Raw genomic sequence first — 21,756 nt, 5'->3', positions numbered from 1 at the left:
CTGTTCATGTTAAATGAGATCAGAGTCGAACTGCATAGGGCTCTGAGGATAACCTGCACTGCAATGTGATTGTACCGATTCACTCCAAATAATATCGCATCATGATTCAGTCCTTGCGCATCATACAACTGGCGCGTACGGAAGCGAGTGCAGTCATGTTCAATAAACCACGTACGCTGATACTGGGTGTGACCACATGGGCCGATTTCGCACAGCCTATCAGAATCGGCCCGATAGCGATCCCATCACCGAGCACTTTCAACATATTGAATGCCACATTGGCTGCATCCTGATTAGGCATGATCAGCAGATTCGCCCGGTCCCTGAGCCGTGATTTGGGGAAGCGAACAAAACGTAACTGTTCAGACAACGCCAGATCGGCATGCATCTCACCCTCGATTTCCAGCTCGGGCATACTTTTGCGAACCATTGCCAATGCTTCACGCATTTTAACCGCTGAAGCAGAATCGTGACTACCGAAGTTTGAGTGGGAAACCAGCGCAACCTTGGGCTCGATACCGAACCACAATACCTCTTCAACACAGAGCGAGACGATTTCTGCAATATCCTCTGCCGAGGGATCCTCCTGTACATAGGCATCCGCCATGAAAAGCGTACCGGACTGTAATACAAGGGCATTCATGGAGGTGAGTTTATTGATGCCGTTCTCGGTGCCAATAATCTCACGTACATAGTCGATATGGGTCCAATACCGGCCTACCGTGCCGCAGATCATGGCATCGGCATCGCCTGATGCCACCACCACGGACGCCAGTACAGTATAGTTTTGCCGCAGTATATTACGCGCCTCCTTGGGTGAATAGCCCCGTCGCTGAACCTGATCAAACAAGGTCTCGGCATAACTTTCGAAGCGGGGATTATCAAATGGGTCGAGAAGTTCGAAATCGGCCCCTTCCTGCATCCTCAAGCCAAGGGAGGCGATACGTTTATTAATGATCTCACGCCGGCCAATCAGGACAGGTATGGCAATTCCCTGATCAATCGCCTGTTGAGCCACCTCGAGGATACGCTCCTCCTCACCCTCGGCATAAACCACCCGCCGCAACTCATCACGTGCCCGCTCAAACACCGGACGCATGGTTATGCTGGATCGAAAGACCCTCTGCTGCAAGCGGTTACGATAGTTCTCCAGGTCGACTATCGGTCGTTGCGCAACCCCTGACTCCATTGCCGCAACCGCAACAGCATAGGGCACGTTTTCCATCAAACGTGGATCAAACGGTTTCGGAATCAGATACTCTGGTCCAAACTGCAATTGTTGGCCGCCATAGGCGGAACGCACCACATCAGAGGACTCCACATGAGCCATCTCGGCAATCGCGCGTACACAGGCCAATTTCATATCACGATTGATCTCGCTCGCCCCCACGTCGAGGGCTCCGCGAAACAGGAATGGAAAACAGAGAACATTATTGACCTGGTTGGGATAGTCAGTACGGCCAGTCGCCAGGATCGCATCCGGCCGGACTGCCTTCGCCTCTTCAGGCATTACCTCCGGGGTCGGATTTGCCAGCGCCAGGATGAGAGGATCGGCCGCCATCTTCGGTAGCCATTCCGCTTTCAGCACACCGGCTGCGGATAGCCCCAAAAATATATCGGCCCCTTCCAGGGCCTGCTCCAAAGTACGATGAGGGGTATCGGCGAGATAGGCGCTCTTGTAGGGATCCATATCACCGGTCCTGCCTTTATAGACCACACCGGCGACATCGGTGACGATGATATGCTCCCTTTTCATCCCCATGTCGATCAGCAATCCGAGGCATGCCAGAGCAGCTGCACCCGCACCTGCGGTCACCAGCCTGACCTCCTCGATTGCCTTACCCACCAGCTTGAGACCGTTTAGAATTGCGGCACAAACCACAATCGCAGTGCCATGCTGATCGTCATGGAACACCGGGATATTCATGCGCTCCTTGAGCGCCTTCTCAATAATGAAGCAATCGGGTGCCTTGATATCTTCCAGATTGATGCCACCGAAGCTGGGTTCCAGCCGAGCCACCGTTTCTATGAAGAGTTGGGGATCCTGTTCATCGATTTCGATATCGAAGACATCGATATCGGCAAACTGCTTGAACAGTACCGCCTTGCCTTCCATCACCGGTTTGGAGGCTAGACTGCCGATAGAGCCGAGACCGAGAACCGCCGTACCATTACTGACGACAGCCACCAGATTGCCCCGGGCGGTATAGTCCGCCGCTTTATTGGGATCCGCTTCAATCTCTTCACAGGCGACAGCTACACCAGGTGAATAGGCGAGTGCCAAATCTCTCTGGTTGGCCATCGGTTTGGTGGCCTTGATTTCAAGCTTGCCTGGTTTGGGAAAGCGATGATAGTCGAGCGCTGCCTGTCTCAACTCTTGAGGCATAAAGTGATTGTCCTCGATTCAGGTGGTCAGTGATTCAGTAGAGTGTAGCCGAGGGTTAAACAATAGTTGAACTATAGTAAGTATTTACTGGATAAATACTAAAAAGCAGTACTATTAATATATTGGCATTAAACCAGTAGTGAGGTGGATTGTCCAGTTTGAATGGTGCAGGGATAATTACCTATCACGACTTTTTGTCATTGGTGACATCACCCCAGGTGACATCCCAAGGGCTGTTGAGCCAACGGCTGGCTGCAGCGGAAAAGCTCATATCCGCCGCATCCTCTTCAACACCGCCAATCTCGATTACTTCGATCTCTTCAAGTTCTATATTCGGCTCCTCCACACTCACGACATCTTCCGACTTCAGGACAAAGCTCAGTTTATTCAGGGATACACCCTTCTCCAGCAGTTTGACATCCCTATCCAGATTGGCAACGACGCCTCTTAACATCTGTTTCATACCATCGGGGTAGTTGGGGTTTTCAAGCATTCCCTTGACATCTTCCTGCATCTCGAGAATCTTCTCCTTGGCCTTGGAGCGTTGCCGGTTCTCCTGATTTTCCAACTGCCGAAGTTGAGATTTTATGGTTGCCGGTGAGACGGGAACCGGTGATCCGGGTGTGGCAGCCCCGCGCTTGCGCAGCAATACCCTTAAAGAAACCGCGGTTTGTGCCGTGCGCTTGAATTCATCGAGCAGATCAAAGGGATTGATTTCGCTCTCGTCACTGGAAAGTGAGATAAATTCGATACCCTCATTATCGGAAAAATCGAGACCGGAGTAGCGTAGAATCTTGTCCAACTGCCCCTTAACAATCAACTCAAGATTGTTGAAATACTCCTTAATCCTGCTGACCGGCAGGTTACGCAGATTGTCGCTCAGTGAGCTGTAAAGGTTGAGTGCATCCTCCGGTATATCCTTGGAATCGACACCAAGCACCAACACGGCATTGAGACTATCCTGCATATTCTCGATCGCCTTGGTGATATCGACGATCTGTTTGAGAATTTGCCGCTTGCTTTCCAGAGAGGAGATATCGGCCTGCAAGGCATCAGTATCGTGATCAGGTATCATAATTTGTTGTTACCTCGGGGAACCACTCAATCTATCCTTCTCCACCCGGGAGATGCTTACTCAATTGTGCCGACACTCGTTGCTCGATCAAGATCTTCCGCTCCATCGACACACACATTCAGACATATCGGCACCTGCCAGACTTGCTTGAACAGTCCAGGGATTGGATTCCTAAGCCCGAAGAGAGATTAATCTCCTTTCCGAATATAAGAATCTTGAGCCCTGGAAACACTGAACAAGAGCGTGAAACTCGTGCGGTGTGTGAAATATTTTCGCTGCAAGCCATCAATCGCATGTAGTCGGTCTATTGCCAAGATTGACTGCGCCGGGATGGAAGTTTTTAGGCCCTGCCTGGATCTATCCTGGGATGGTTGCGAATAATCTGCGCAAGCTCACGGACGAATGCAGAGGCTACCCGGCGACGCCCATTTTCATTCAAATGTCCGCCGTCATCGGTGTACTCCCCGATCAGTGAATAATAGGTCTGGCCATCCATTTTGAACGTCTCCCTTTTACCATCGGGATAGGTGGATTCGCTTGCCGCAATATCCACGATGGGTGATTGAGTGTAGTGGGTGCGCAGTAAGTGATTGAATTGGTTACGCTTGATATTGTCCAGTTTACTGTTGTTGGGCCTTCCAAGAAGTTCTCTTATCCAGACCCCCAGTCCGCCGGGAGAGTGTCTGAGCGGCACCGTGGCATGTATGAAAGTAATCTCGGGATGCCTGTCTATAAGATCATCCATGGTTCGTTTGAAGTCTTCGAATAACTTTGTCACATCAGAATCACGGTTGATATCGATATAGCAAAATTTCAACAGTGCGTAATCGATCTTTCCGATCAGCTGCTGATCGAGGATCCTGCCAAAATCGACACATTTACTAAGCGGATCGGTATTCTTGCCCACCGCGGTATGCAGCAGACAACAGGAGGTACCACCGACCTCAGTACTATTCCCCGTTATATTCAAATCGATCTCTTGATAATCCCCTGATAGTTCCTCTATACCGGCGATAATGTTTTTGCCGACGGATTGATGCCCAAAAAAAACCCTTGCATCTGCCAGGGTTTGCAAATCCTTCTCCAATGACTGCGGCACTATTGATGCCTCCTATTGATGACTGGAATAACAACCATTAAAAAAACGAGCAACATTATAGCGACTGCCGGGCCCCACGCTTGTTTTCATTTTCAATATTCATCCGGTGCCCGTTCTCATCAGTCACATGGCCAATCACCACTCAACCCAACTCCTGATAGCCGCGCCGCAATAACTGTTCCGTGGTTTTCCAGTCGATACAGGCATCCGTGACCGATACACCATAGTCCAGATCACCCTTGATATCCTGTCGACCGGCGTTGATATGGCTCTCCAGCATCGCCCCAAGAATATAAGACGGTTCACCATCACTTCTTGCCCGGCAGATCTGCGCTATGAGATTGTCCCAAACCATAACCTGACGTGTGTAGTTTTTTCCGCTATTGGCATGCGAACAGTCGACCATCAATCTCTGATTGAGCGCCTTTGATCGCAGCATTTCCGCAGCCTTGAACACATCTTGTTGATCATAATTCGCGCCTTGACTGCCACCCCGCAGGATCAGGTGGGTATCACTATTGCCCGTGGTTTCAACGATTGAGGTTTCACCGTGCTCGTTGATGCCCAGAAAGGTATGCGAGCTGGCGGCGGACAACATGGCATCAACCGCAACCTTGGTGTTACCGTCGGTGGAATTTTTGAATCCCACCGGCGCCGACAGGCCGGATGCCATCTGGCGATGGGTCTGGCTCTCTGTGGTGCGTGCTCCAATCGCCACCCAGCCGAGCAGATCACCGATATATTGCGGTGTGAACGGCTCGAGAATCTCGGTGGCCGTAGCCAATCCGAGACCATTGATATCTAGCAGCAGTTTCCTCGCCAGGTGTAAACCCTTACCCATATCGAATGATCCGTTCATCTCGGGATCGTTGATCAAGCCTTTCCAGCCGATTGTCGTGCGGGGCTTTTCAAAATAGACTCGCATCACAATATACAACCGGTCACTCAGCGCATCTGCCAATGGCTTGAGTCTTTGGGCATAATCCATGGCCGCAGATGGATCATGTATCGAACAGGGCCCGACGATAACCAATGGGCGTTGGTCATCGCCGGCTATGATGTTATGAATGGTGTTGCGCACCTCGAGCACATGCTCATAGAGGGTGTCACCAATCGGCATCTCCTGTAACAGATCGAGAGGACGAATCAATCTGTGGGTGCTGGATACCCGAATATTGGATACCCGGCTATCAATTATCGGCCGCTCAACCGTCATCACAAATACCTTTGGGCGTTGCTTGTAAAACTCTAGCAATGGACTTGCGTCAAGTTTCAATTATTAATGGCTTACATTGACAGGTTAGTTGATTGCATAAGGAAAATACAATCCGGGAAGGGGGCATTTATAACCCGGATATGTTTGCGGAGGAATTGCCTGCGGGTTGTCTTGGCCTGGGCTTTCATTTGGCAATCTCCGCCAGGCGCGCATTCAACAATTTCAACAGATCATCAGCGGCCAATTCGATCTCCAGGCCGCGTCGTCCGGCGCTTACGAAGAGCGTGGGGAAATCGATAGCGGAACGATCTATCAGGGTTAACAGGCGCTTTTTCTGGCCCAATGGACTGACACCACCCAAGACATAGCCGGTGCTTCGCTCCACTTGCTTGGCATCGGCCATGGCAACTTTCTTCACATTCACCGTTTTTGCGAACGCCTTCAGATCAAGCTGCGACGAGACTGGAACTACTGCCACAGCCAATTCCCTGCCATCCAGCCTAACCACCAGTGTCTTGAATACCCGTTCAGGAGGAATACCAAGCTTTTCAGCCGCTTCCATACCATAGGATGGATGCGCCGAATCGTGTTCATAAGCATGGGTCTGAAACCTGATCCCTGCCTTTTTCGCGGTGTTGACTGCCGGTGTCATTTTGATTGTATAAAGCCGGCAACCCGATGTGTGACATACATGATCAGTAAAACCGCTGCAGCAAACAGATAGAGCCCGGCATGCAGTTCAATCTCAGCAATTACGTCCAATTTTACTGTAACGATCATAACTGCAACTACCATGACATCCAACATTCCCCAACGTCCGTAATCGTGCATCATCCTCAGGATTCGGATATATCGGGCCGAGTTGACTTCACGCAGTTGCAGCAGCAGATATAACAGCAGAATCTTCAAGATGGGCAGTACCACGCTGAACACCCCCACCAGAATAAACAGAAACCAGTGCCCCCGCTGCAACAACTCGAGAATACCCGATATGACTGAAAATGAGTTGGCGATAAACAGAAACTTGGTCAACGTCAGCATGGGCAAATAGAGGCCCGCAAGCAGCAGACAGGTGGAAAGAAACAGTAACCAGCGCAGCCATCTGGCCGAGTGATGCGGAATCACCGCAAGCATTGTTTCATCCTGCTCCTGCATTATTCATGACTCGCATCTAGATCGAAAACCAAATAGCAATTTGGCAACATGGCAATGGGCAACAAACAGGGGGATAGCCGTGATGATCACCGGTAACGCTTACCCCGGTGCTCAATCCAGCCTCCCTGCCGCCTGCCCTGAGGATCATGATGGGTCCAGTGCACCACACCCCCCCTATCATTCCACTCATAGATCCCGGAAAACTCAATACTGTCGCCTTTATCGAGCGCATCCACTCTCGGTGCGAGATCGATATTGTGTGCAATCAATACGGTATGGCCGGAATCCAGGCGAATGATGAACCGTTGATGTCTACTGCCGTCAAGATCATCCGCAAGCAGTCTGATCACCTCTCCTTCACCCCTTACCCGTAGATCCTTTGCCCGCTGCCGAAAGGCGCGTGTAATCTGATCATCGCCTACTGAATGCTCCGATCCACCGGGAAGTCCGACCGGGGCGTTTCCCGCTTGCTGTAGCAGTCCGAAATAGCCTGCAAGAAGGATAACGAGAACAGCGGCAATTTTTTTCAACAGCGACAAAATGTCTCCACCCGTTTTCAGTTGGCTCGCCTGCCGGTGACATATCTACCGTCAATGAAGTCGTCAAAAAAATCCTTTATCAAGGGATGATCGACCGGTTCTCTACTCATATCAGTTGTCAGATTGCGTTCTGCCACATAGGTTTCGTTATTGGCGCTGTGGACCAGCACCCGATACCAGGGCTGATCCTTTGGTGGCCGGGTGCGGGCGACCTGATCATACCACTCATCACTCAGCATGAACTTTGCGTCCACGTCCACTATGACTCCGCGATAGTCGAATAAACGGTGGTAGACAAGTTCGCCGACGCCGAACTTGGCTTTAGTCGTCTCTAAATCCAAAGTCATCAGGGGCAACTCCACGGTGGATAGACAGAGCTACTTTATCATATCCATTCATCGTCCCGATCGAAGATGGTTTGAATGGCTCCGGTTTGGTCGATCGATTGAAAAAAACCCGTGTACGTCACACTGTTATCCGGATTCCATCTATGCTGATCAAGCAGCTCCTGATATGATCGCGCACGTCTGAAATAATGGGATTGCTGTCATGGTGTTGGCCAACTATTTCACTGCCAAGGGTAACCAGGTCAAGTTCACGCGCGACCAAGCCAGTCGATTTGCGAAAGATATTGCTAACGATTTCAATCCGTTACACAATCCTGATGCAAAGATGTTTTGTGTGCCCGGCGACCTGCTCTTTTCAGTTGCCCTCGACTATCTCGGATTGAGCCGGCATATGCATTTCACCTTCTCCGGCATGGTGAGAGACAATGCGGTGATCTTCCCCGACGGCGATCTGTCACAGATTGATGTAGTGGATGAAACAGGCAAGCAGTACCTCTCAATCGAGCGTGAAGGGGATACCACTCATGATCCGCAACTGATCGGATGCCTCTCCAGCCGTTATGTCGCTTTCTCGGGCAAGGCGTTTCCCCACATACTCGTGCCGCTGATGGCTGCAGAGGGGGTCATGATAAACCCAGCACGGCCACTGGTTATGTACCAGAGCATGGAGATCTATCTTGACCGCCTCGACCTAAGTGATCCCAAGCTGGAATCCACCGGCTCATATTTGGATATACAGGGAAAAAAGGGTACGGTACGCCTCGACTTTCGGTTTATGGAAGCGGGAATCCAGGTTGGGCGGGGCGCTAAATATATGGCTTTAAGGGGACTGCAGCCCTATCAGGATGAAGTCATGCAACATGTGATTGCAGAGTATAACGACTACAAACAGGCCTACACAGCAAATTGAAAGCTCAAGCGGGATACTCTCTAATCGGTCCTGTTGATGGTGGCGGGAAGTACCAGCCACACCCCGGCACACGATGCCACTGCTGCCGCTGCTCCCTTCCGGGCCTGACGGGGTTCACAGCTTCTCGTTGCGGGGGGACCGATACCTACCGCCATAAGAGCTGGGGATTATACCCATAATTCCGGGCCATAAAAGCTTGAATCCCATTATTTGTCAATTACAACCGACCACCAGGCCTCTATCGATAATTATCGAGCGTAGCTCTGGCCAAACATTGTCCAACAGAACGGGCTGGGCCTGGTCATTGGGATGAACGCCATCGGCTTGCATGAGCTGCTTGTCCAGGGCCACATCCTGCAAAAAGAAGGGCACCAGGGGAACTGATTCCGCTTCGGCGACATCATAATAGACTTGGTGGAAGGCATTGATGAAATCCTCGCCATAGTTCGCCGGCAAGCGGACACCCAATAGTAGCACTGAAGCATTGGTCTGTTTGGCAAGACGCACCATCTGTTGCAGATTGTGCCGCATGGTTTTGATGGCGATACCACGCAAACCGTCATTCCCGCCAAGTTCGATAACGACGATATCGGGCCGGTGATTGGTCAGAAGTGCCGGAAGTCGGCTTAGTCCACCCTTGCTCGTGTCACCGCTGATACTGGCATTGACTACGCTGAAGGAGTCACAATGCTTCTCAAGACGCATTGTCAGGAGTGTCACCCATCGCCGCTCGGTGGTGACACCATACCCGGCACTCAAGCTGTCACCGACAACCAATATTTTGGGCATCGCCGCACTCAGCGCCACTGGCCATGTCAGAGAGAAAATTAATAACAGCAGTAGGATCTTTTTCATGTTGCAACCATCATCCAATCAACACCCTGTGACCGCAAGTGGCCTGGTGAAGTTCGTCGAGACAGCTGAAGGCCGGATAGATATCCTGCAGCGGATCGACCTGGAGGTGTCACCCGGCGAGGCAGTGGCGATCCTCGGCGCCTCGGGCTCGGGTAAATCCACGCTGCTGGGATTGCTGGCCGGTTTGGACCAGGCCTCCTCCGGTGAGGTCAGACTGTTCGACACTCCCTTGAGCGGATTGGATGAGGATGGTCGTGCCGCGCTGCGTGCCGGCAAGGTGGGCTTTGTTTTCCAGTCATTCCAACTGCTCTCCGGCATGACTGCCCTGGAGAATGTCATGTTACCCCTCGAACTGGCGGGGCATCGGGATCCCGAACAGGCGGCCAAGGCCGCCCTGTCACAAGCCGGACTGGCACAGCGCCTGCACCACTACCCTTCCCAACTTTCGGGAGGTGAACAACAGCGAGTGGCGTTGGCACGCGCATTTGCCCCGGATCCCAGGATTCTGTTTGCGGACGAGCCGACTGCCAACCTGGATGCCCATACCGGAGAACGGGTGGCCGATCTGCTGTTCAAACTGCAGGAGCAGAGCCAAACCGTACTGATTCTGGTCACCCACGACGAGATGCTGGCCGGTCGCTGCGATCGTCGCCTCTATCTCCGCGACGGCATGTTGGAGAGCGAAGCTTGAACTCACTCCGTTTTGCATTGAGATTGCTGCGCCGGGATTGGCGTGCCGGGGAGCTAAGGTTATTGGCCATTGCGCTGGTGATCGCCGTGGCCTCGGTGACTTCGGTGGGTTTTTTTACCGACCGCATTGAACGTGCCATGGCACGCCAGGCGAGCGAGGTGCTGGCGGCCGATCTGAGGGTCGAGAGCAACCAGCCACTGCCCGGGTTTCTTCTTCAGGAAGCTGAACGAAGACAGCTCGCCCATGCTAAGACCCTCAGCTTCCCCAGTGTCATCCTGCATCGCGACTCGACCCAGCTGGTCCAGGTCAAAGGGGTCTCCGACACCTACCCACTGCGTGGACAGATGCGGGTGCGTGACAGCGTGTCTGGAACGGACCGTGCTGCCGATACCGTACCGGCTTCGGGCGAGGCCTGGCTGGAGGAACGCCTGCTGCCTCTGCTGGGAGTCGCTATCGGTGATGAGATCAAAGTGGGGAAACGCAGCTTCAGGGTCAGTCGCATCATCGTCTATGAACCGGACCGTTCAGCCAATCTGTTTCAACTGGCGCCCCGGTTGCTGATCCCCATCGACGATATAGAGGAGACCGGCTTGCTGGGTCCCGCAAGCCGGGTCAGGCACTACTTGCTGATAGCGGGGCCCCCTTCTGAGATGAGCGACTACCGGTATTGGGTGGAAGATCAGAATATCGGTGGTCTGCAGGTTGAGGATATCCGCACGGCCCGGCCGGAACTGCGTAGCGCTCTGGACCAGGGGGGGCGCTTTCTGCGCCTTGCCGCCGCCACCGCCATCCTGCTGTGCATGGTGGCCGTAGCACTCTCCAGCCGCCGTTTTGTGGAACGGCAGTCGGATAGCAGTGCCCTGCTGAGATGCCTTGGCGCCAGTCGCCGGCAAGTCACCCGGATATTCATTCTGCGACTGTTGAGTCTCGGGCTGATCGCCAGCATCATCGGCGTATTCACCGGATTGGGCGTGCAGACCCTGCTTATTCGACTGATCGGTCACTGGTTCACCAGCCAGATCCCGGCGCCAACGGCCTGGCCCCTGGTATCGGGCCTTATCACCGGCATTCTGGTGCTGATCGGTTTCTCTCTACCCTCCATCATTCGCCTCGGTGAAGTGCCTCCATTGCGCGTGTTCAGACGTCACCTGGACGCCCCACCCATCAGCTACAGGCTCTTTCTGATGGCTGCCCTGCTCTCATTGAGCATATTGCTGGTATGGCAAATCGGCAATGACGAGATGGCCTTGCGCCTGATTTCCGGTCTCCTGGCCGGACTGACAATTCTGCTCTTGATTTCGCGCCTGCTGGTCTTTGTACTGGCGCCGTTACGGCATCTTACGGCCGGTTCATGGCGCTATGGATTGGCCAGCCTGTCACGCAATCCAGCCACAACCACCATGCAGCTGACCGGTTTCGGTTTGGGTTTCACAGTGTTATTGCTGCTGGCGATTGTCAGGGTCGATCTGTTATCCAGTTGGCAGGGCGCGCTTCCCGACGACAGCCCCAACCAGTTTCTGATCAATATCCAGCCCGATGAGGTCGAAGCCGTGCGTGATCTGCTGGCCCAGGGCGGCATCATGACGAATGGACTGTTTCCCATGATCCGCGGCCGACTGGTCAGTATTGATGGGGATCCGGTCAGTCGCGACGATTACGACAACCCCAGGGCTCAGCGGCTTGCAACCAGGGATTTCAACATAAGCCATGCAACCCAGCCCCAGCGCGACAATAAAATCGTCTCTGGCCGTTGGTGGTTGGAATCGCAGCAGAATGAATCTTGGTTCTCGGTGGAGCTGGGATTGGCGGAGACCCTGGGGATACCCCTCGGCGCGGAGCTGGAGTTCGAGGTTGCCGGCAGCCGCGTTATGGGCCGCGTAGAAAACCTTCGTTCGGTGGAATGGGACTCGTTCAATGTTAATTTCTTTGTTATCGGTACACCGGGATTACTGGTCCAACAACCGGCCACCTACATCACCAGCTTCTATCTGCCTGCTGAAAAGAGGCAGGTCCTGCACAGTCTGATCCAACGTTTCCCCAGTATCACGGCACTGGACGTCACTGCACTGATGAGGCAGGTGCGTACCATCATGGATCGCGGAGCCCTGGCGGTAGAGTCGGTTTTCCTGTTTACCCTTGCCGCAGGACTGATCGTACTCTACACAGGCATTCAGGCAAGCCATGAACTGAAGGTACAGGAAACCGCCGTATTACGCACACTTGGTGTCAAACGGAGCATCCTGCTGCTCTCCACCCTGCTGGAATTTGCTCTGCTCGGTGGGTTGGCAGGCCTGATATCAGCTGCATTGGCCAGTGCGATCAGTTATTCACTGGCAAATGAGGTATTCAATCTACCCTGGGAACTCAATTTTTCGATGTGGATTACCGCCCTGCTGGGAGGTGCGGTATGTGTCGGTATTGCGGGTACCCTGGCCAGCCGGTCGCTGCTCAATACCCCGCCTTTGGTGACTATGAGAAAAGCATGAGTTGGAGGCTTTTTACACAGTCGCCGGGAACGCTTGGCATCCCTCTTTAAGGGCGCGGTCTCAGAGTAGCCCCCTGGGCAATGCTGACGGCACCCCTGCCCTCTCCGATTGTCATCCCGTCACCAATACGCTCCATCGAAAGAGAAGCACTGCACCAAAATACTTGAACTGATGATCGATCCAGCCAAGACAATCTCATTGATAGCTGACTGGTTTCAGTTATCAATGCAACGACAAGAAGCCGTTGTCAAACACACCTGGAATACTCTTTACTGTTGCCAAGCGTGTCTGTTCGCACAGAGTCTTCACTTCAGGATGGCAGTGCGGTGTATCAAGCAGAAGCCTAAATATCTGTTGATAGATATTGTTTTCTGAACTGTTGCCACCCTGAAACAGCAACAACTCCATCTCAGTCTCTTCCGTCCTGTCCTTGTATTCAGGATAGACATCAAGCAGTTTGCTTGGACCCAACAGACAATAGGCAATACCCCAGGCGGCGGAACAGATAATGCTCTCGGAGACGATATGGACAGGCTGTCTATATTTTCTCGATACCGAAGTCACCTGTTGATGCACTATCTGCAGGAGTTGCCTGACAAGTCCAGGCGGCATCTCACCCAACTCCAGTCCGACCGAAAGCAGATGGTTGCAAAGGAGTCTTTTCTCCAGATTTTTTTCAAAAAAATTAAACATTTATATAACATCCTCCTTGTCATCGCATGATTCTGGAAAAACCTTCCATTGCATCAACATCAACAGATTGAAGCGAGTGATCAACTGTGGACCTCCACCCATACCATGCATAATCGTTAAAATACTAGCGAATGATGCTTAAGGCATGCTTAAAGCGCTGTAAAAAAGACCTGGCACCGATTCCCTGGATTAAGAAATGGTGATATCACTCTGTCTGCCTGTTAACCTTTGCACAGACACTATAACGATAAGCCTGGCAACACCGGGAAGATAGAAAGACCAACTGGAGGAATATGAATGCTCAGTTTGTTGAAATGTAAGTGCCTGATAGGATATCTCTGGACCAGCGCCATCATCGCAGGTCTACTCACCATTATTTTTTTCACCTTCATCGATCCGATAAATGTCGCCAAGCTTTTGGAACTGGATAGAGATGGTGCCATGTTCGAAGTGAAGGTCTACGCCTCGATCTTTACATTCATATGGTTCACATTGAACGCATCCACCTATCTCAGCCACTACTTCGGCCAACTTTTGAGGTTGCTGGAGCAAGAGGAGCAGCAAAAGATAGATAGGGAGAGCAAATCAGTCAGCGATACCCATTTGGAAGCCGGCTAAGCATCAACGATGGGCAGGTAAAACGGACTCACCAGCCCATTTCATCAGCTGCAGATTGGGCCTCTAATATGCCCCGTCGACAGAAATAACTGGCCGCCGATTTAGCTTAGTGTCGTACGGTTATCGCAGGCATCGCCGGTGACATCTGTTTAGGCAGAGCGTGAAACCTCATTCTGGCATATTGGGCGGATCAAGATCGTCCAGCGGTGGCTCCTCTTGCAGACTGGTTTGCCACTCACGCAGCATCTCCACATGCCAGCCCTCCTCTTCGACCATCTCCAATGCGATTCTTCGCACCTCATCGTTCGGTGTGTTGTCGGCAACCTGCTGGTAGAAATCCCTGCCACGGGTCTCGTTGAACAGTGCGATCTCCATCGCCTGGGTAATGGTCATCATATAGCTCGCCTCTTCCATACAGAACGATTCCGGTGAAGAGGGGCACTTCCACTTGAAATCCCACGGCGTTATCTTCGGCAGTTCGATGCCTGCAGTACGCTCATGCACCTCTTTTGCGTGCTGCCGGCTATAGTCTCCCAGCTTCCTGAACAGCTCGGCAACCTTAAGATTGTTGTGTATCTCCATGCTGTCCGCCAGCTCATCATAATGGTCGCTGGAGGCCTCCTCCAGCTCAAGAGCATGCACCAGAAACTCTCCCACTGTTTCAATCACTATCTCTGGATTATCACTCATATACAAAACTCCTCCTCTAAGAGACCCAGTTCTGTAACCTGCTTATTTTCAGGCTGCCAGACTGGAAAGGGAGAGGCGTATATGATACCTGTCGCCTTGCCCTCGTCCGCCTGTATGATCTGCGCAGCCTTGATCCTGTCTTCAGTGGGCACATCGTTGATAAAGGGGTGAACGACCTCTTTCCATCCCCGTTGATCCGGACGAAAGGTCACGCAACCGCTCAATACCTGGACGAATGCAAACCCGGGATACTCGATCGCTTCGACCAACAGTCGGGTCATTTCCGCCGGCTCGCCCGAGTATCCCCGGGCGATAAATCCGGCCCCGGCCGCCAATGCGATGGCCGCCGGGTTGAAACGGGGTATACCCGTACCGTGGGGTGTCATTTTACTCTGGGTCCATGTCGGTCTTGTTGTCGGGGATGCCTGGCCTTTGGTCATGCCATAGACTTCGTTATCCATCACGATGTAGGTCATATCCATATTGCGCCGGCAGGCGTGCAGAAAGTGATTGCCGCCAATTGAGAAGCCATCACCGTCACCCCCGGCAACCACAACTGTCAAGTCGGGTCTTGCCGCCTTGAGTCCTGAGGCCGCCGCCAGCGCACGGCCATGGATACCATGAAAGCCATAACTGTCTATATAGGCGGGCAGGCGCGAGGAACAGCCGATACCCGAGACAACTGCCACACGCTCTTTTTCCAGCCCAAGATGGGCCATTGCCTTTGTCAGGGCCGCCAAGACGGCAAAATGTCCGCAGCCAGGACACCATACCGGTTTAATGCCCGATTTGTAGTCCTTCGCCTTCAATGCTGGTACCGGCATTTTCCGCACTCCTCGTAGCAACAGATTAAAGGAAGCTCCGTATATTCCTCAGCTTCCCAATCGAGATTCACACAAGCCCATTGCATACTCACGCATCCTTAGCAGTAAGCGACCTGATAATCCGCCCGGAACGGAGAGGCAAGGGCCCCGGTTGCGCCAGGGACTCTGCTTGCTTGGGTAACACACCCTGGGCACGCAGATAGCGAAAAAGCTGGCCACTGTGATTCTGTTCAACCACAAGGACTCTGTCTGCTCCACCTATGGCCCGGCTCAGTTTCTGCTTCTGCAATGGGGCAAGCAGACGGATTGCAATGATCCTGATGTCTCTGCTCTGCCGCCGTAGTTTGTTTCTCGCCTCCTTGACCACACCTGTGCTCGATCCCCAAGTGATAATACACGCGTCCCCCTGCCCCTCGATCTCCGCCCAATCATCGCCATAATCGAATTCCTCAAGCTTGTTCAGGCGCTTGTTGAGTTGCTCTCGATGATCGACGGCCATGCTAGAAGGTGTACCGCGCTCATTGTGCTCCAGCCCATCGGCTGTATACATGCCCCCCGGAGTGCCGGGAAGCGTCATCGGTGAGATACTGTCCGCTGTAACCCGATAGCGCATATAGTCGGCATCGGGCACTTCCTCTATCGCACGCCGCCAGGGCATATCCGACACAGGAGGCGTCTCGATAATCGCCTGTGACTGTCCCAGGGATTGATCTGAGAGCACCACGGAAATTGTCTGCAGATGTTCCGCCAGTTGCACAGCCCATTGGGTGGTGAAGACACAATCGCGGATGGAGAGAGGGGCAAATACCAGATGTGGCGCATCGCCATGCAGACCATAGAGCGCGATATCGAGATCGGCCTGTTCCGACTTGGTGGGTATGCCGGTCGATGGTCCGCCTCTCATCACATTGACGACCGTCACCGGGGTCTCACTGACCAGCGCCAGGCCCAAGCCCTCGACCATCAGGCTTAAACCGGGACCCGAGGTGGCGGTGAGAGAAGGCACGCCACCAAACGAGGCGCCGATAATCATATTGATGGAGGCCAGTTCATCCTCCGCCTGTAACAGCGAGCCACCCAGTTTTTCCAATCGCGGCGCCAACCACTCAAGCATCTCGCTGGCAGGTGTGATTGGATAGGCCGCAACGAACCTCACCCCGCCGCGCAGGGCACCGACGCCACAGGCCTGATTGCCGGTTATACTCCAAACGTCGTATCGATCACCCGGCAGCAATGGCGCCTGTACAGGACGCCGGTCATGATTGTAGCCAAGACTCAAGGCCCTTAATGCGGATTCCACCACCTCCCCGCCCTTTCTCTGCAGTATCTGTTTGACGCTGGCCTCCAAGGCTTCGAGCTGCAAACCGCAGACCATCGCCATCGCTCCCAACGCAACCATATTGATACGACCCTCAGGCAAACCGGAGGCAAACACCTTGAATGGAACCTCCCTGATTTCAGCGCCGTTACTGCGTAATTGTGCAGGCACATCCCCGGCGGCAGGATCACAGAGAATCAGGCTTTTATCCGTTAGCGGAATTTCATCGGCAAAACGATCTATATTCAGCCAGTCAAGTGCAACCAGGAGATCGAAGTGATTCCCCATGCATTCCACGGGATCAGGACTGAAGCGAACCATTGCCGCAGACTCACCGCCGCGAATCTGCGGTCCTGCCGATCGTGTCATCAAACCCAGATAACCACAGCGCGCGGCCGCCTCCAAGACGATTCGTCCAGCCGTTACCGCACCACTTCCACCAGAACCCGTGATCGCAACCGAATAACTGTTATTCGATTCAGATACCTCGTTATTATTATTCATTAATGATCAACACTTCGATTCGCCGATTGCTCTTCCGTCCTCGTTCAGTCTCATTATTGGCCACTGGGCGGGATTCGCCATAGCCGATTGCCGTAATATGATTCCTGGCGACACCGCCTACTTTTTCCAGGAATGATGCCACTGTTTCAGCACGTCGCTGTGAAAGTTGTTGATTGACATCCGCTCCACCCACTGAATCGGTATGCCCCGAGACAACAACGTCCGGATTCGGGAAGGATTTTACAGCGGTTACAATCTTGTCAAGCAAGGCAAAATTTTCCGATTGGATATCACTTCCGCCACTGGGAAAGTTAAAGGCGCGCAATTCAAGCAGTACATTGTGTCCCTGCCTGTAGACATTGGCCTCGTAAGCTGAAAAAAGATCCTGGATCTTGTCGAAACGCGCTTGTGCTTCACGATTCTCCCGTTCCACCGCCTCGAGCCGACTCTGTAGATCCATCCTTGTCGCCAGTTCAGCCTGCTGTATCTCTGTATAATTGACCAGTTTGTTTCGCAATGCTGTGACCACCTCATGGTTGGGCTGGTCAAAGTGCAATTCATCTCCAGTCGGTTCACTAATCAGGCTGATCTGTTTCTGGTACCAGAGAATGATCTCCTCCATGGTGTATTCACGGCGTTTGAAGTCTTTGATCATTTCCGTGATCTCGACACTGCGTCTGGCCAATCGACTGGCCTGCAAGGCGTGATTCTTAGCCTTTTCTCTCTGTGTCCTGTTGGTCTCCAGGACCGCAACCGAGAGCGCCAACTCCTCGAGGGCGCGTTTCAGGGTCTTTGGTGAATACTCATCCGCTTCACTTTCGGTAGCCTGGGCAATATCCTGACGGGCATTTTCTGTGGCATCTTGTTTCAGGGCATCCAGTTCCACATCCGAGTAACCCTGCAACATTTCGGGCCGCCATTTCTTTGCATCCTCGATATCACCCTTTTCAACCAGGGTGGAGGCCTTGCGCAATTTATCATCGAGCAGTTCGAAGCGCTCCTTCAGCATGGTATCGGCGCCCGCAGCGATTGCCAACTGGCGTGCTTCGAGCACTTCGCGCATTAGTCGCTTGGAGCGGGTTGCATCCGACTCCGCCTTATCGAGAAGTTGATCCACTTCGGCCACCTTCTCCGCCACCCCGGCATCGTTCCTTTTCTGGCCCAGCACAATTGCTTCCGCCAGCTTCGATTGCGCAGCGGCAAATCCCACAGGTGCAAGATCGAACAAATCGTTCACCCTATCCTCGTTCATACGGCTCTGGAGATGTGAAATCCGTTCATATTCTTCGAATACCTGGGATCTGGAAAGGGTCGGGGTCGAAGCACAACCTGAATAGAACAAACTCACCAAAATGAGAGACAACAACCTCAGCCTTATCGCCATAACTCACTTCTCCTCAGAATAGGCGCATCTATTAACCAGGCACCCTAGGGCCTGTTCAGCCGCTCCAGCTGCCCGCCATGCAGTTGATAGTCTACCAGATTTCGGCCAGCCAGAGACGCATGCGAAGCGTCAGCGGCAATGTAAAACCAACGCTAGAGAACCTGACTCTGCCATCACGGCCGATAATATAGCTGGTCGGCACACCTGTGACCCGCCAGGCACTCGCAAGCTTACCATCGGGATCGTTAATGACTGGGAATCGAAGTTGATTTTGTCTAAGGAATTCTGTGACATCATTCTCACTGCCGGACTGCATAGCGACAGTGACCACCGGATAGTCCTTCGACAGGGATTCGATCCCCCCCGATTCGACTTTGCATACCGGACACCAACCGGCCCAGAAATGAACCAGCAAAGGCCGTTCCGTGAATTTACCAATATCCAACCACTCGCCTTGCAAGGTATGCCCTGAAAGGGCAGGCGCAGGACCTTCGGCAAGATCCCTCGTCTGCCAAAGGTGAATCAGAGATAGGCCAAGCAGCAGAGCTGCAGCACTTAGAATTCGTGATGCCAATCGCCTGCCTGTATTGGTGGGTCTGTTCTCAGGTGCCGACATGGACTCGGATTCAGATCATCCGTTCAACACGGCTCATACATCGACTCGAATGCTTCACGATCAACGGCATAGCCATCCATTCCCTGCTCATCGTTATACACCACATAGTCACCGGCTGAGTATCGGGTTTCACCTTCCAGGGTTTTTATGACGCCGTCCTGTTCAGCAATTTCCGCCCAGACTTCAGCGGTCTTTACAAAGCGGCCAGGACTGGTCTCGGTATAGGTGTTGGCAAAGGTATCGACATCCACCGTATAGATATCACCCCCGTTATCGACCAACCAATCCCCAGGCTTGCACCTTTGCATTCCACCCCATTTCCGATAGGTAAACCCATCGGTGTCAAGATCGAGCCTGACAGCGGATATGGCGGCACCCGCTTTCTTCCTGTATCTCTTTCGCCTGTTCATGATGGGTTGACTAGGAATAGTTGGATCAGTAGACCGCTGTCTACCATACATCGGCTGGAATATGAATGCCAATCCTGCCAATCAAGATTTGGCTCTCCTTGCGGCAGAATTCACTGATTGTCACGCAACGGCAGTTTGACACAACCTATTATTGACTTGCATTGGGTTTATTACCCGGTGATGTCCTCTAGTGTTTAATGGAGGACGGAATTCAGTCGCCAATCATAATCAAGGAATGAAATATCGATTTTGCCTGCGCGGAGGCGTTGTACATCTTCGGCCGACAAACCAAGTTGTTGGCTATATTCCGCAAAAAAACCGCTTAACGAATGATAATCCTTCCAACCCCGTTCAAAATCGTCATCATACCACTTGAATATGGATGACACTTCGAGGCGATCATCGTTAAAACGATTGCGTGTTTTATCTGCAAGGAACAGCGAAGTCTGCTCACGCAGCTGCATCTCAAGCCGTTCACCGGTATAGGCCTCTGCACGCAATGCCGGGCAGCCTATGCTGGCGCAGTTGACTGCGAAATGAATTCTGGGATCGTTATATTGATCCTTTTTACGGATCATTCCATGTTCGATGTCATCGAGTGACCTGTTTTCGCCGAACAGCTGGATAAACGCTTTCTTCCATGGTGAACTGAACAATCCTCCCAAATCCTTGATGGATGAAATCTTCGGATAAGCGGTTAAGATCAATTCCACTGTCCAGGCATTGTACGCATTGATCAAAAAGGCCAGTTGTTCGGATGCAGGCCATGTCTCGAATGTCTCTTTATCAACCTCTGTCAGTAATGTTAAATACCGTTTCAGCCGCATACGCTCGGAACTCAAACCCTGATAGTCCACCGCGGTGGCCACACCACCTCTTTGCGGCACGACATGCTGTTGCAGCAATGTGTTCCAAATACCATGATCGAAGGCAAACGTATCCGTTGCCGATATAACCATCAAGCTGAAAATCACGACTGATACTATTTTACGCATTGCCTCATTCAGCTCTCTTCTGATCCGAGGATAGAGTGTAATCACCTGTTGTACCGGCTCATTGCTGGCAACTCAGGCTGTATGTATTGAAATCCCGGGACTGGCATCAATGATTCTTGAGACTCCGAGCTTAACCGGACAGTATTTAGTCAATCACTGAAAGGATAAAGTTCGAATAGTCCTGCAAGGCATTGAAACGGGCGGCTTACGATAAAGCCGCCCTCGAGTTGTCATTGCATTCGTGTAATCGTCACATGCGCTACCGGATTATCGAAACGATGCGACTCGTTCAATGCAGAGCCGCTCAAACCATCGTCATGCGTAACCACTCCCGGATGACCGCCGACACTGTCTCGGTCATCGCGAGCCGGGTTATAGCCCTCACCACCCGCCGCCGGGCCCGGTACTGTGGACGCCAGTTCAGAGTTCCCCTCGGTGCCCGCATCATAGGCGGCAATAAACAGTTGTTTACTGGAACCCGCCATCATGCCTGACACATCGACCGCATTAATCCCGGTAAATGCATCATTGGTGTTGACCAGCATGGTTGCGAAGGAGAGCGCCAGACCATTCATCTCATCGGCCTCGATAATGAGACTTTCGTTTTGTCCAGGCGCGATAACACCGCCTCCACTCATGGTCGCTGTCGAACTGTTCGCCGCCTCCGATAGCAACTCCGTGTTATCTCCCCCCTCGGCCAGATGCTCAAGTCCATCGCCGGCACTCGAACCCACGCTCCACATGGAATAGGCACTGTCATGCAATACAACGGCCAACGGAGAGAGCGGTTGTGCTGCCGTCAAATTTGTCACCCTTAACTCAAAACTGACACGGCCAGGTTCATCGTCATCACTGTCATCATCATTATGGTCACAGCCTGTGAGAACAAGTGGGCCGGTTACAAGTAAGGCCAGGGTTGCCGATTTCAGCATATCCATAACAACC

General features: G+C 52.6%; 22 protein-coding genes and 1 other RNA gene. 4 read left to right on the top strand and 19 right to left on the bottom strand.

Going from position 1 to position 21,756, the window contains the following annotated elements:
* Positions 1–106: 106 nt before the first annotated feature.
* From AB8516_RS20060 to hspQ, 8 genes are all read right to left on the bottom strand, one after another.
* Entirely contained in the window at positions 107–2,386 is a 2,280-nt protein-coding gene (locus tag AB8516_RS20060; protein ID WP_369162938.1) for an NADP-dependent malic enzyme, read from the bottom strand.
* A gap of 184 nt (positions 2,387–2,570) precedes the next feature.
* Entirely contained in the window at positions 2,571–3,461 is an 891-nt protein-coding gene (locus AB8516_RS20055; RefSeq protein WP_369162937.1) for a hypothetical protein, read from the bottom strand.
* Positions 3,462–3,801: 340 nt separating this feature from the next.
* Entirely contained in the window at positions 3,802–4,560 is a 759-nt protein-coding gene (locus tag AB8516_RS20050) for a hypothetical protein (RefSeq protein WP_369162936.1), read from the bottom strand.
* 142 nt (positions 4,561–4,702) lie between these two features.
* Complete coding sequence (locus tag AB8516_RS20045; protein WP_369162935.1) at positions 4,703–5,776, bottom strand: 3-deoxy-7-phosphoheptulonate synthase; 1,074 nt, start codon at positions 5,774–5,776, stop codon at positions 4,703–4,705.
* Between the two features lie 184 nt (positions 5,777–5,960).
* Positions 5,961–6,428: a Cys-tRNA(Pro) deacylase gene (gene ybaK, locus AB8516_RS20040; RefSeq protein WP_108293968.1), complete on the bottom strand. Its 468-nt coding sequence runs from the start codon at positions 6,426–6,428 to the stop codon at positions 5,961–5,963.
* A complete protein-coding gene (locus AB8516_RS20035; protein ID WP_369162933.1) occupies positions 6,425–6,931 on the bottom strand; it encodes a paraquat-inducible protein A in 507 nt (168 codons plus the stop codon). The genes ybaK and AB8516_RS20035 overlap by 4 nt, the downstream gene beginning before the upstream one ends.
* An 86-nt stretch (positions 6,932–7,017) precedes the next feature.
* Positions 7,018–7,461, bottom strand: coding sequence for a DUF3465 domain-containing protein (locus AB8516_RS20030; protein ID WP_369162932.1), 444 nt, complete (start codon positions 7,459–7,461; stop codon positions 7,018–7,020).
* 26 nt (positions 7,462–7,487) lie between these two features.
* Entirely contained in the window at positions 7,488–7,817 is a 330-nt protein-coding gene (gene hspQ / locus AB8516_RS20025; RefSeq protein ID WP_108293966.1) for a heat shock protein HspQ, read from the bottom strand.
* A gap of 202 nt (positions 7,818–8,019) precedes the next feature.
* Here hspQ and AB8516_RS20020 point away from each other — a divergent pair, with 202 nt between their 5' ends.
* On the top strand, positions 8,020–8,727 hold the full coding sequence (locus AB8516_RS20020) for a DUF3581 family protein (protein ID WP_369162930.1): 708 nt from the start codon (positions 8,020–8,022) through the stop codon (positions 8,725–8,727).
* Positions 8,728–8,774: 47 nt separating this feature from the next.
* Here AB8516_RS20020 and ffs read toward each other — a convergent pair.
* Both ffs and AB8516_RS20010 read right to left on the bottom strand, forming a co-directional pair.
* An RNA gene (gene ffs, locus AB8516_RS20015) (signal recognition particle sRNA small type) lies at positions 8,775–8,871 on the bottom strand.
* Positions 8,872–8,940: 69 nt separating this feature from the next.
* Positions 8,941–9,582: an arylesterase gene (locus AB8516_RS20010; protein ID WP_369162929.1), complete on the bottom strand. Its 642-nt coding sequence runs from the start codon at positions 9,580–9,582 to the stop codon at positions 8,941–8,943.
* Here AB8516_RS20010 and AB8516_RS20005 point away from each other — a divergent pair.
* Positions 9,581–10,273, top strand: a complete 693-nt coding sequence (locus tag AB8516_RS20005) for an ABC transporter ATP-binding protein (RefSeq protein ID WP_369162928.1) — start codon at positions 9,581–9,583, stop codon at positions 10,271–10,273. The genes AB8516_RS20010 and AB8516_RS20005 overlap by 2 nt on opposite strands.
* Positions 10,270–12,759: an ABC transporter permease gene (locus tag AB8516_RS20000; protein WP_369162927.1), complete on the top strand. Its 2,490-nt coding sequence runs from the start codon at positions 10,270–10,272 to the stop codon at positions 12,757–12,759. The genes AB8516_RS20005 and AB8516_RS20000 overlap by 4 nt, the downstream gene beginning before the upstream one ends.
* Before the next feature lie 222 nt (positions 12,760–12,981).
* On the opposite strand, the gene AB8516_RS19995 is transcribed toward AB8516_RS20000, so the two are convergent.
* Positions 12,982–13,452, bottom strand: a complete 471-nt coding sequence (locus tag AB8516_RS19995; protein WP_369162926.1) for a hypothetical protein — start codon at positions 13,450–13,452, stop codon at positions 12,982–12,984.
* Positions 13,453–13,749: 297 nt separating this feature from the next.
* On the opposite strand from AB8516_RS19995, the gene AB8516_RS19990 reads away from it, so the two are divergent.
* Positions 13,750–14,070, top strand: a complete 321-nt coding sequence (locus AB8516_RS19990; protein WP_369162925.1) for a hypothetical protein — start codon at positions 13,750–13,752, stop codon at positions 14,068–14,070.
* 168 nt (positions 14,071–14,238) lie between these two features.
* Here the strand turns inward: AB8516_RS19990 and AB8516_RS19985 are convergent, their stop codons facing one another.
* The 8 genes from AB8516_RS19985 to AB8516_RS19950 form a co-directional block, all read right to left on the bottom strand.
* Entirely contained in the window at positions 14,239–14,760 is a 522-nt protein-coding gene (locus AB8516_RS19985; protein ID WP_083220548.1) for a ferritin family protein, read from the bottom strand.
* Positions 14,757–15,584: a 2-oxoacid:ferredoxin oxidoreductase subunit beta gene (locus AB8516_RS19980; RefSeq protein ID WP_369162923.1), complete on the bottom strand. Its 828-nt coding sequence runs from the start codon at positions 15,582–15,584 to the stop codon at positions 14,757–14,759. The genes AB8516_RS19985 and AB8516_RS19980 overlap by 4 nt, the downstream gene beginning before the upstream one ends.
* A gap of 88 nt (positions 15,585–15,672) precedes the next feature.
* Positions 15,673–17,406, bottom strand: a complete 1,734-nt coding sequence (locus AB8516_RS19975) for a 2-oxoacid:acceptor oxidoreductase subunit alpha (protein WP_369162921.1) — start codon at positions 17,404–17,406, stop codon at positions 15,673–15,675.
* Positions 17,399–18,790, bottom strand: coding sequence for an OmpA family protein (locus tag AB8516_RS19970; protein WP_369162920.1), 1,392 nt, complete (start codon positions 18,788–18,790; stop codon positions 17,399–17,401). The genes AB8516_RS19975 and AB8516_RS19970 overlap by 8 nt, the downstream gene beginning before the upstream one ends.
* A gap of 91 nt (positions 18,791–18,881) precedes the next feature.
* A complete protein-coding gene (locus tag AB8516_RS19965; RefSeq protein ID WP_108293946.1) occupies positions 18,882–19,406 on the bottom strand; it encodes a protein disulfide oxidoreductase in 525 nt (174 codons plus the stop codon).
* A 23-nt stretch (positions 19,407–19,429) separates the two neighbouring features.
* Positions 19,430–19,816, bottom strand: coding sequence for a hypothetical protein (locus AB8516_RS19960; RefSeq protein ID WP_369162918.1), 387 nt, complete (start codon positions 19,814–19,816; stop codon positions 19,430–19,432).
* 194 nt (positions 19,817–20,010) lie between these two features.
* Entirely contained in the window at positions 20,011–20,811 is an 801-nt protein-coding gene (locus AB8516_RS19955) for a DUF547 domain-containing protein (RefSeq protein WP_369162916.1), read from the bottom strand.
* A gap of 230 nt (positions 20,812–21,041) precedes the next feature.
* Positions 21,042–21,749: a spondin domain-containing protein gene (locus tag AB8516_RS19950; RefSeq protein WP_369162915.1), complete on the bottom strand. Its 708-nt coding sequence runs from the start codon at positions 21,747–21,749 to the stop codon at positions 21,042–21,044.
* Positions 21,750–21,756 lie beyond the last annotated feature (7 nt).

Source organism: Candidatus Thiodiazotropha sp. LNASS1, from assembly GCF_964212655.1.
Classification (GTDB): Bacteria; Pseudomonadota; Gammaproteobacteria; order Chromatiales; family Chromatiaceae; genus Thiodiazotropha.
Note: the sequence above shows the minus strand (reverse complement) of the source record. Positions and strands in the feature narration are given on the sequence as shown.

Excerpts from the sequence above, each read along its gene's own strand:
- AB8516_RS19955 (WP_369162916.1), bottom strand. The coding sequence starts at position 20,811 with ATGCGTAAAATAGTATCAGTCGTGATTTTCAGCTTGATGGTTATATCG.
- AB8516_RS20010 (WP_369162929.1), bottom strand. The coding sequence starts at position 9,582 with ATGAAAAAGATCCTACTGCTGTTATTAATTTTCTCTCTGACATGGCCA.
- ybaK (WP_108293968.1), bottom strand. The coding sequence starts at position 6,428 with ATGACACCGGCAGTCAACACCGCGAAAAAGGCAGGGATCAGGTTTCAG.
- AB8516_RS19985 (WP_083220548.1), bottom strand. The coding sequence starts at position 14,760 with ATGAGTGATAATCCAGAGATAGTGATTGAAACAGTGGGAGAGTTTCTG.
- AB8516_RS20060 (WP_369162938.1), bottom strand. The coding sequence starts at position 2,386 with ATGCCTCAAGAGTTGAGACAGGCAGCGCTCGACTATCATCGCTTTCCC.
- AB8516_RS19990 (WP_369162925.1), top strand. The coding sequence starts at position 13,750 with ATGCTCAGTTTGTTGAAATGTAAGTGCCTGATAGGATATCTCTGGACC.
- AB8516_RS19995 (WP_369162926.1), bottom strand. The coding sequence starts at position 13,452 with ATGTTTAATTTTTTTGAAAAAAATCTGGAGAAAAGACTCCTTTGCAAC.
- hspQ (WP_108293966.1), bottom strand. The coding sequence starts at position 7,817 with ATGACTTTGGATTTAGAGACGACTAAAGCCAAGTTCGGCGTCGGCGAA.
- AB8516_RS20020 (WP_369162930.1), top strand. The coding sequence starts at position 8,020 with ATGGTGTTGGCCAACTATTTCACTGCCAAGGGTAACCAGGTCAAGTTC.
- AB8516_RS19950 (WP_369162915.1), bottom strand. The coding sequence starts at position 21,749 with ATGGATATGCTGAAATCGGCAACCCTGGCCTTACTTGTAACCGGCCCA.
- AB8516_RS19980 (WP_369162923.1), bottom strand. The coding sequence starts at position 15,584 with ATGCCGGTACCAGCATTGAAGGCGAAGGACTACAAATCGGGCATTAAA.
- AB8516_RS19965 (WP_108293946.1), bottom strand. The coding sequence starts at position 19,406 with ATGTCGGCACCTGAGAACAGACCCACCAATACAGGCAGGCGATTGGCA.
- AB8516_RS19960 (WP_369162918.1), bottom strand. The coding sequence starts at position 19,816 with ATGAACAGGCGAAAGAGATACAGGAAGAAAGCGGGTGCCGCCATATCC.
- AB8516_RS19970 (WP_369162920.1), bottom strand. The coding sequence starts at position 18,790 with ATGGCGATAAGGCTGAGGTTGTTGTCTCTCATTTTGGTGAGTTTGTTC.
- AB8516_RS20005 (WP_369162928.1), top strand. The coding sequence starts at position 9,581 with ATGTTGCAACCATCATCCAATCAACACCCTGTGACCGCAAGTGGCCTG.
- AB8516_RS20055 (WP_369162937.1), bottom strand. The coding sequence starts at position 3,461 with ATGATACCTGATCACGATACTGATGCCTTGCAGGCCGATATCTCCTCT.
- AB8516_RS20035 (WP_369162933.1), bottom strand. The coding sequence starts at position 6,931 with ATGCAGGAGCAGGATGAAACAATGCTTGCGGTGATTCCGCATCACTCG.
- AB8516_RS19975 (WP_369162921.1), bottom strand. The coding sequence starts at position 17,406 with ATGAATAATAATAACGAGGTATCTGAATCGAATAACAGTTATTCGGTT.
- AB8516_RS20045 (WP_369162935.1), bottom strand. The coding sequence starts at position 5,776 with ATGACGGTTGAGCGGCCGATAATTGATAGCCGGGTATCCAATATTCGG.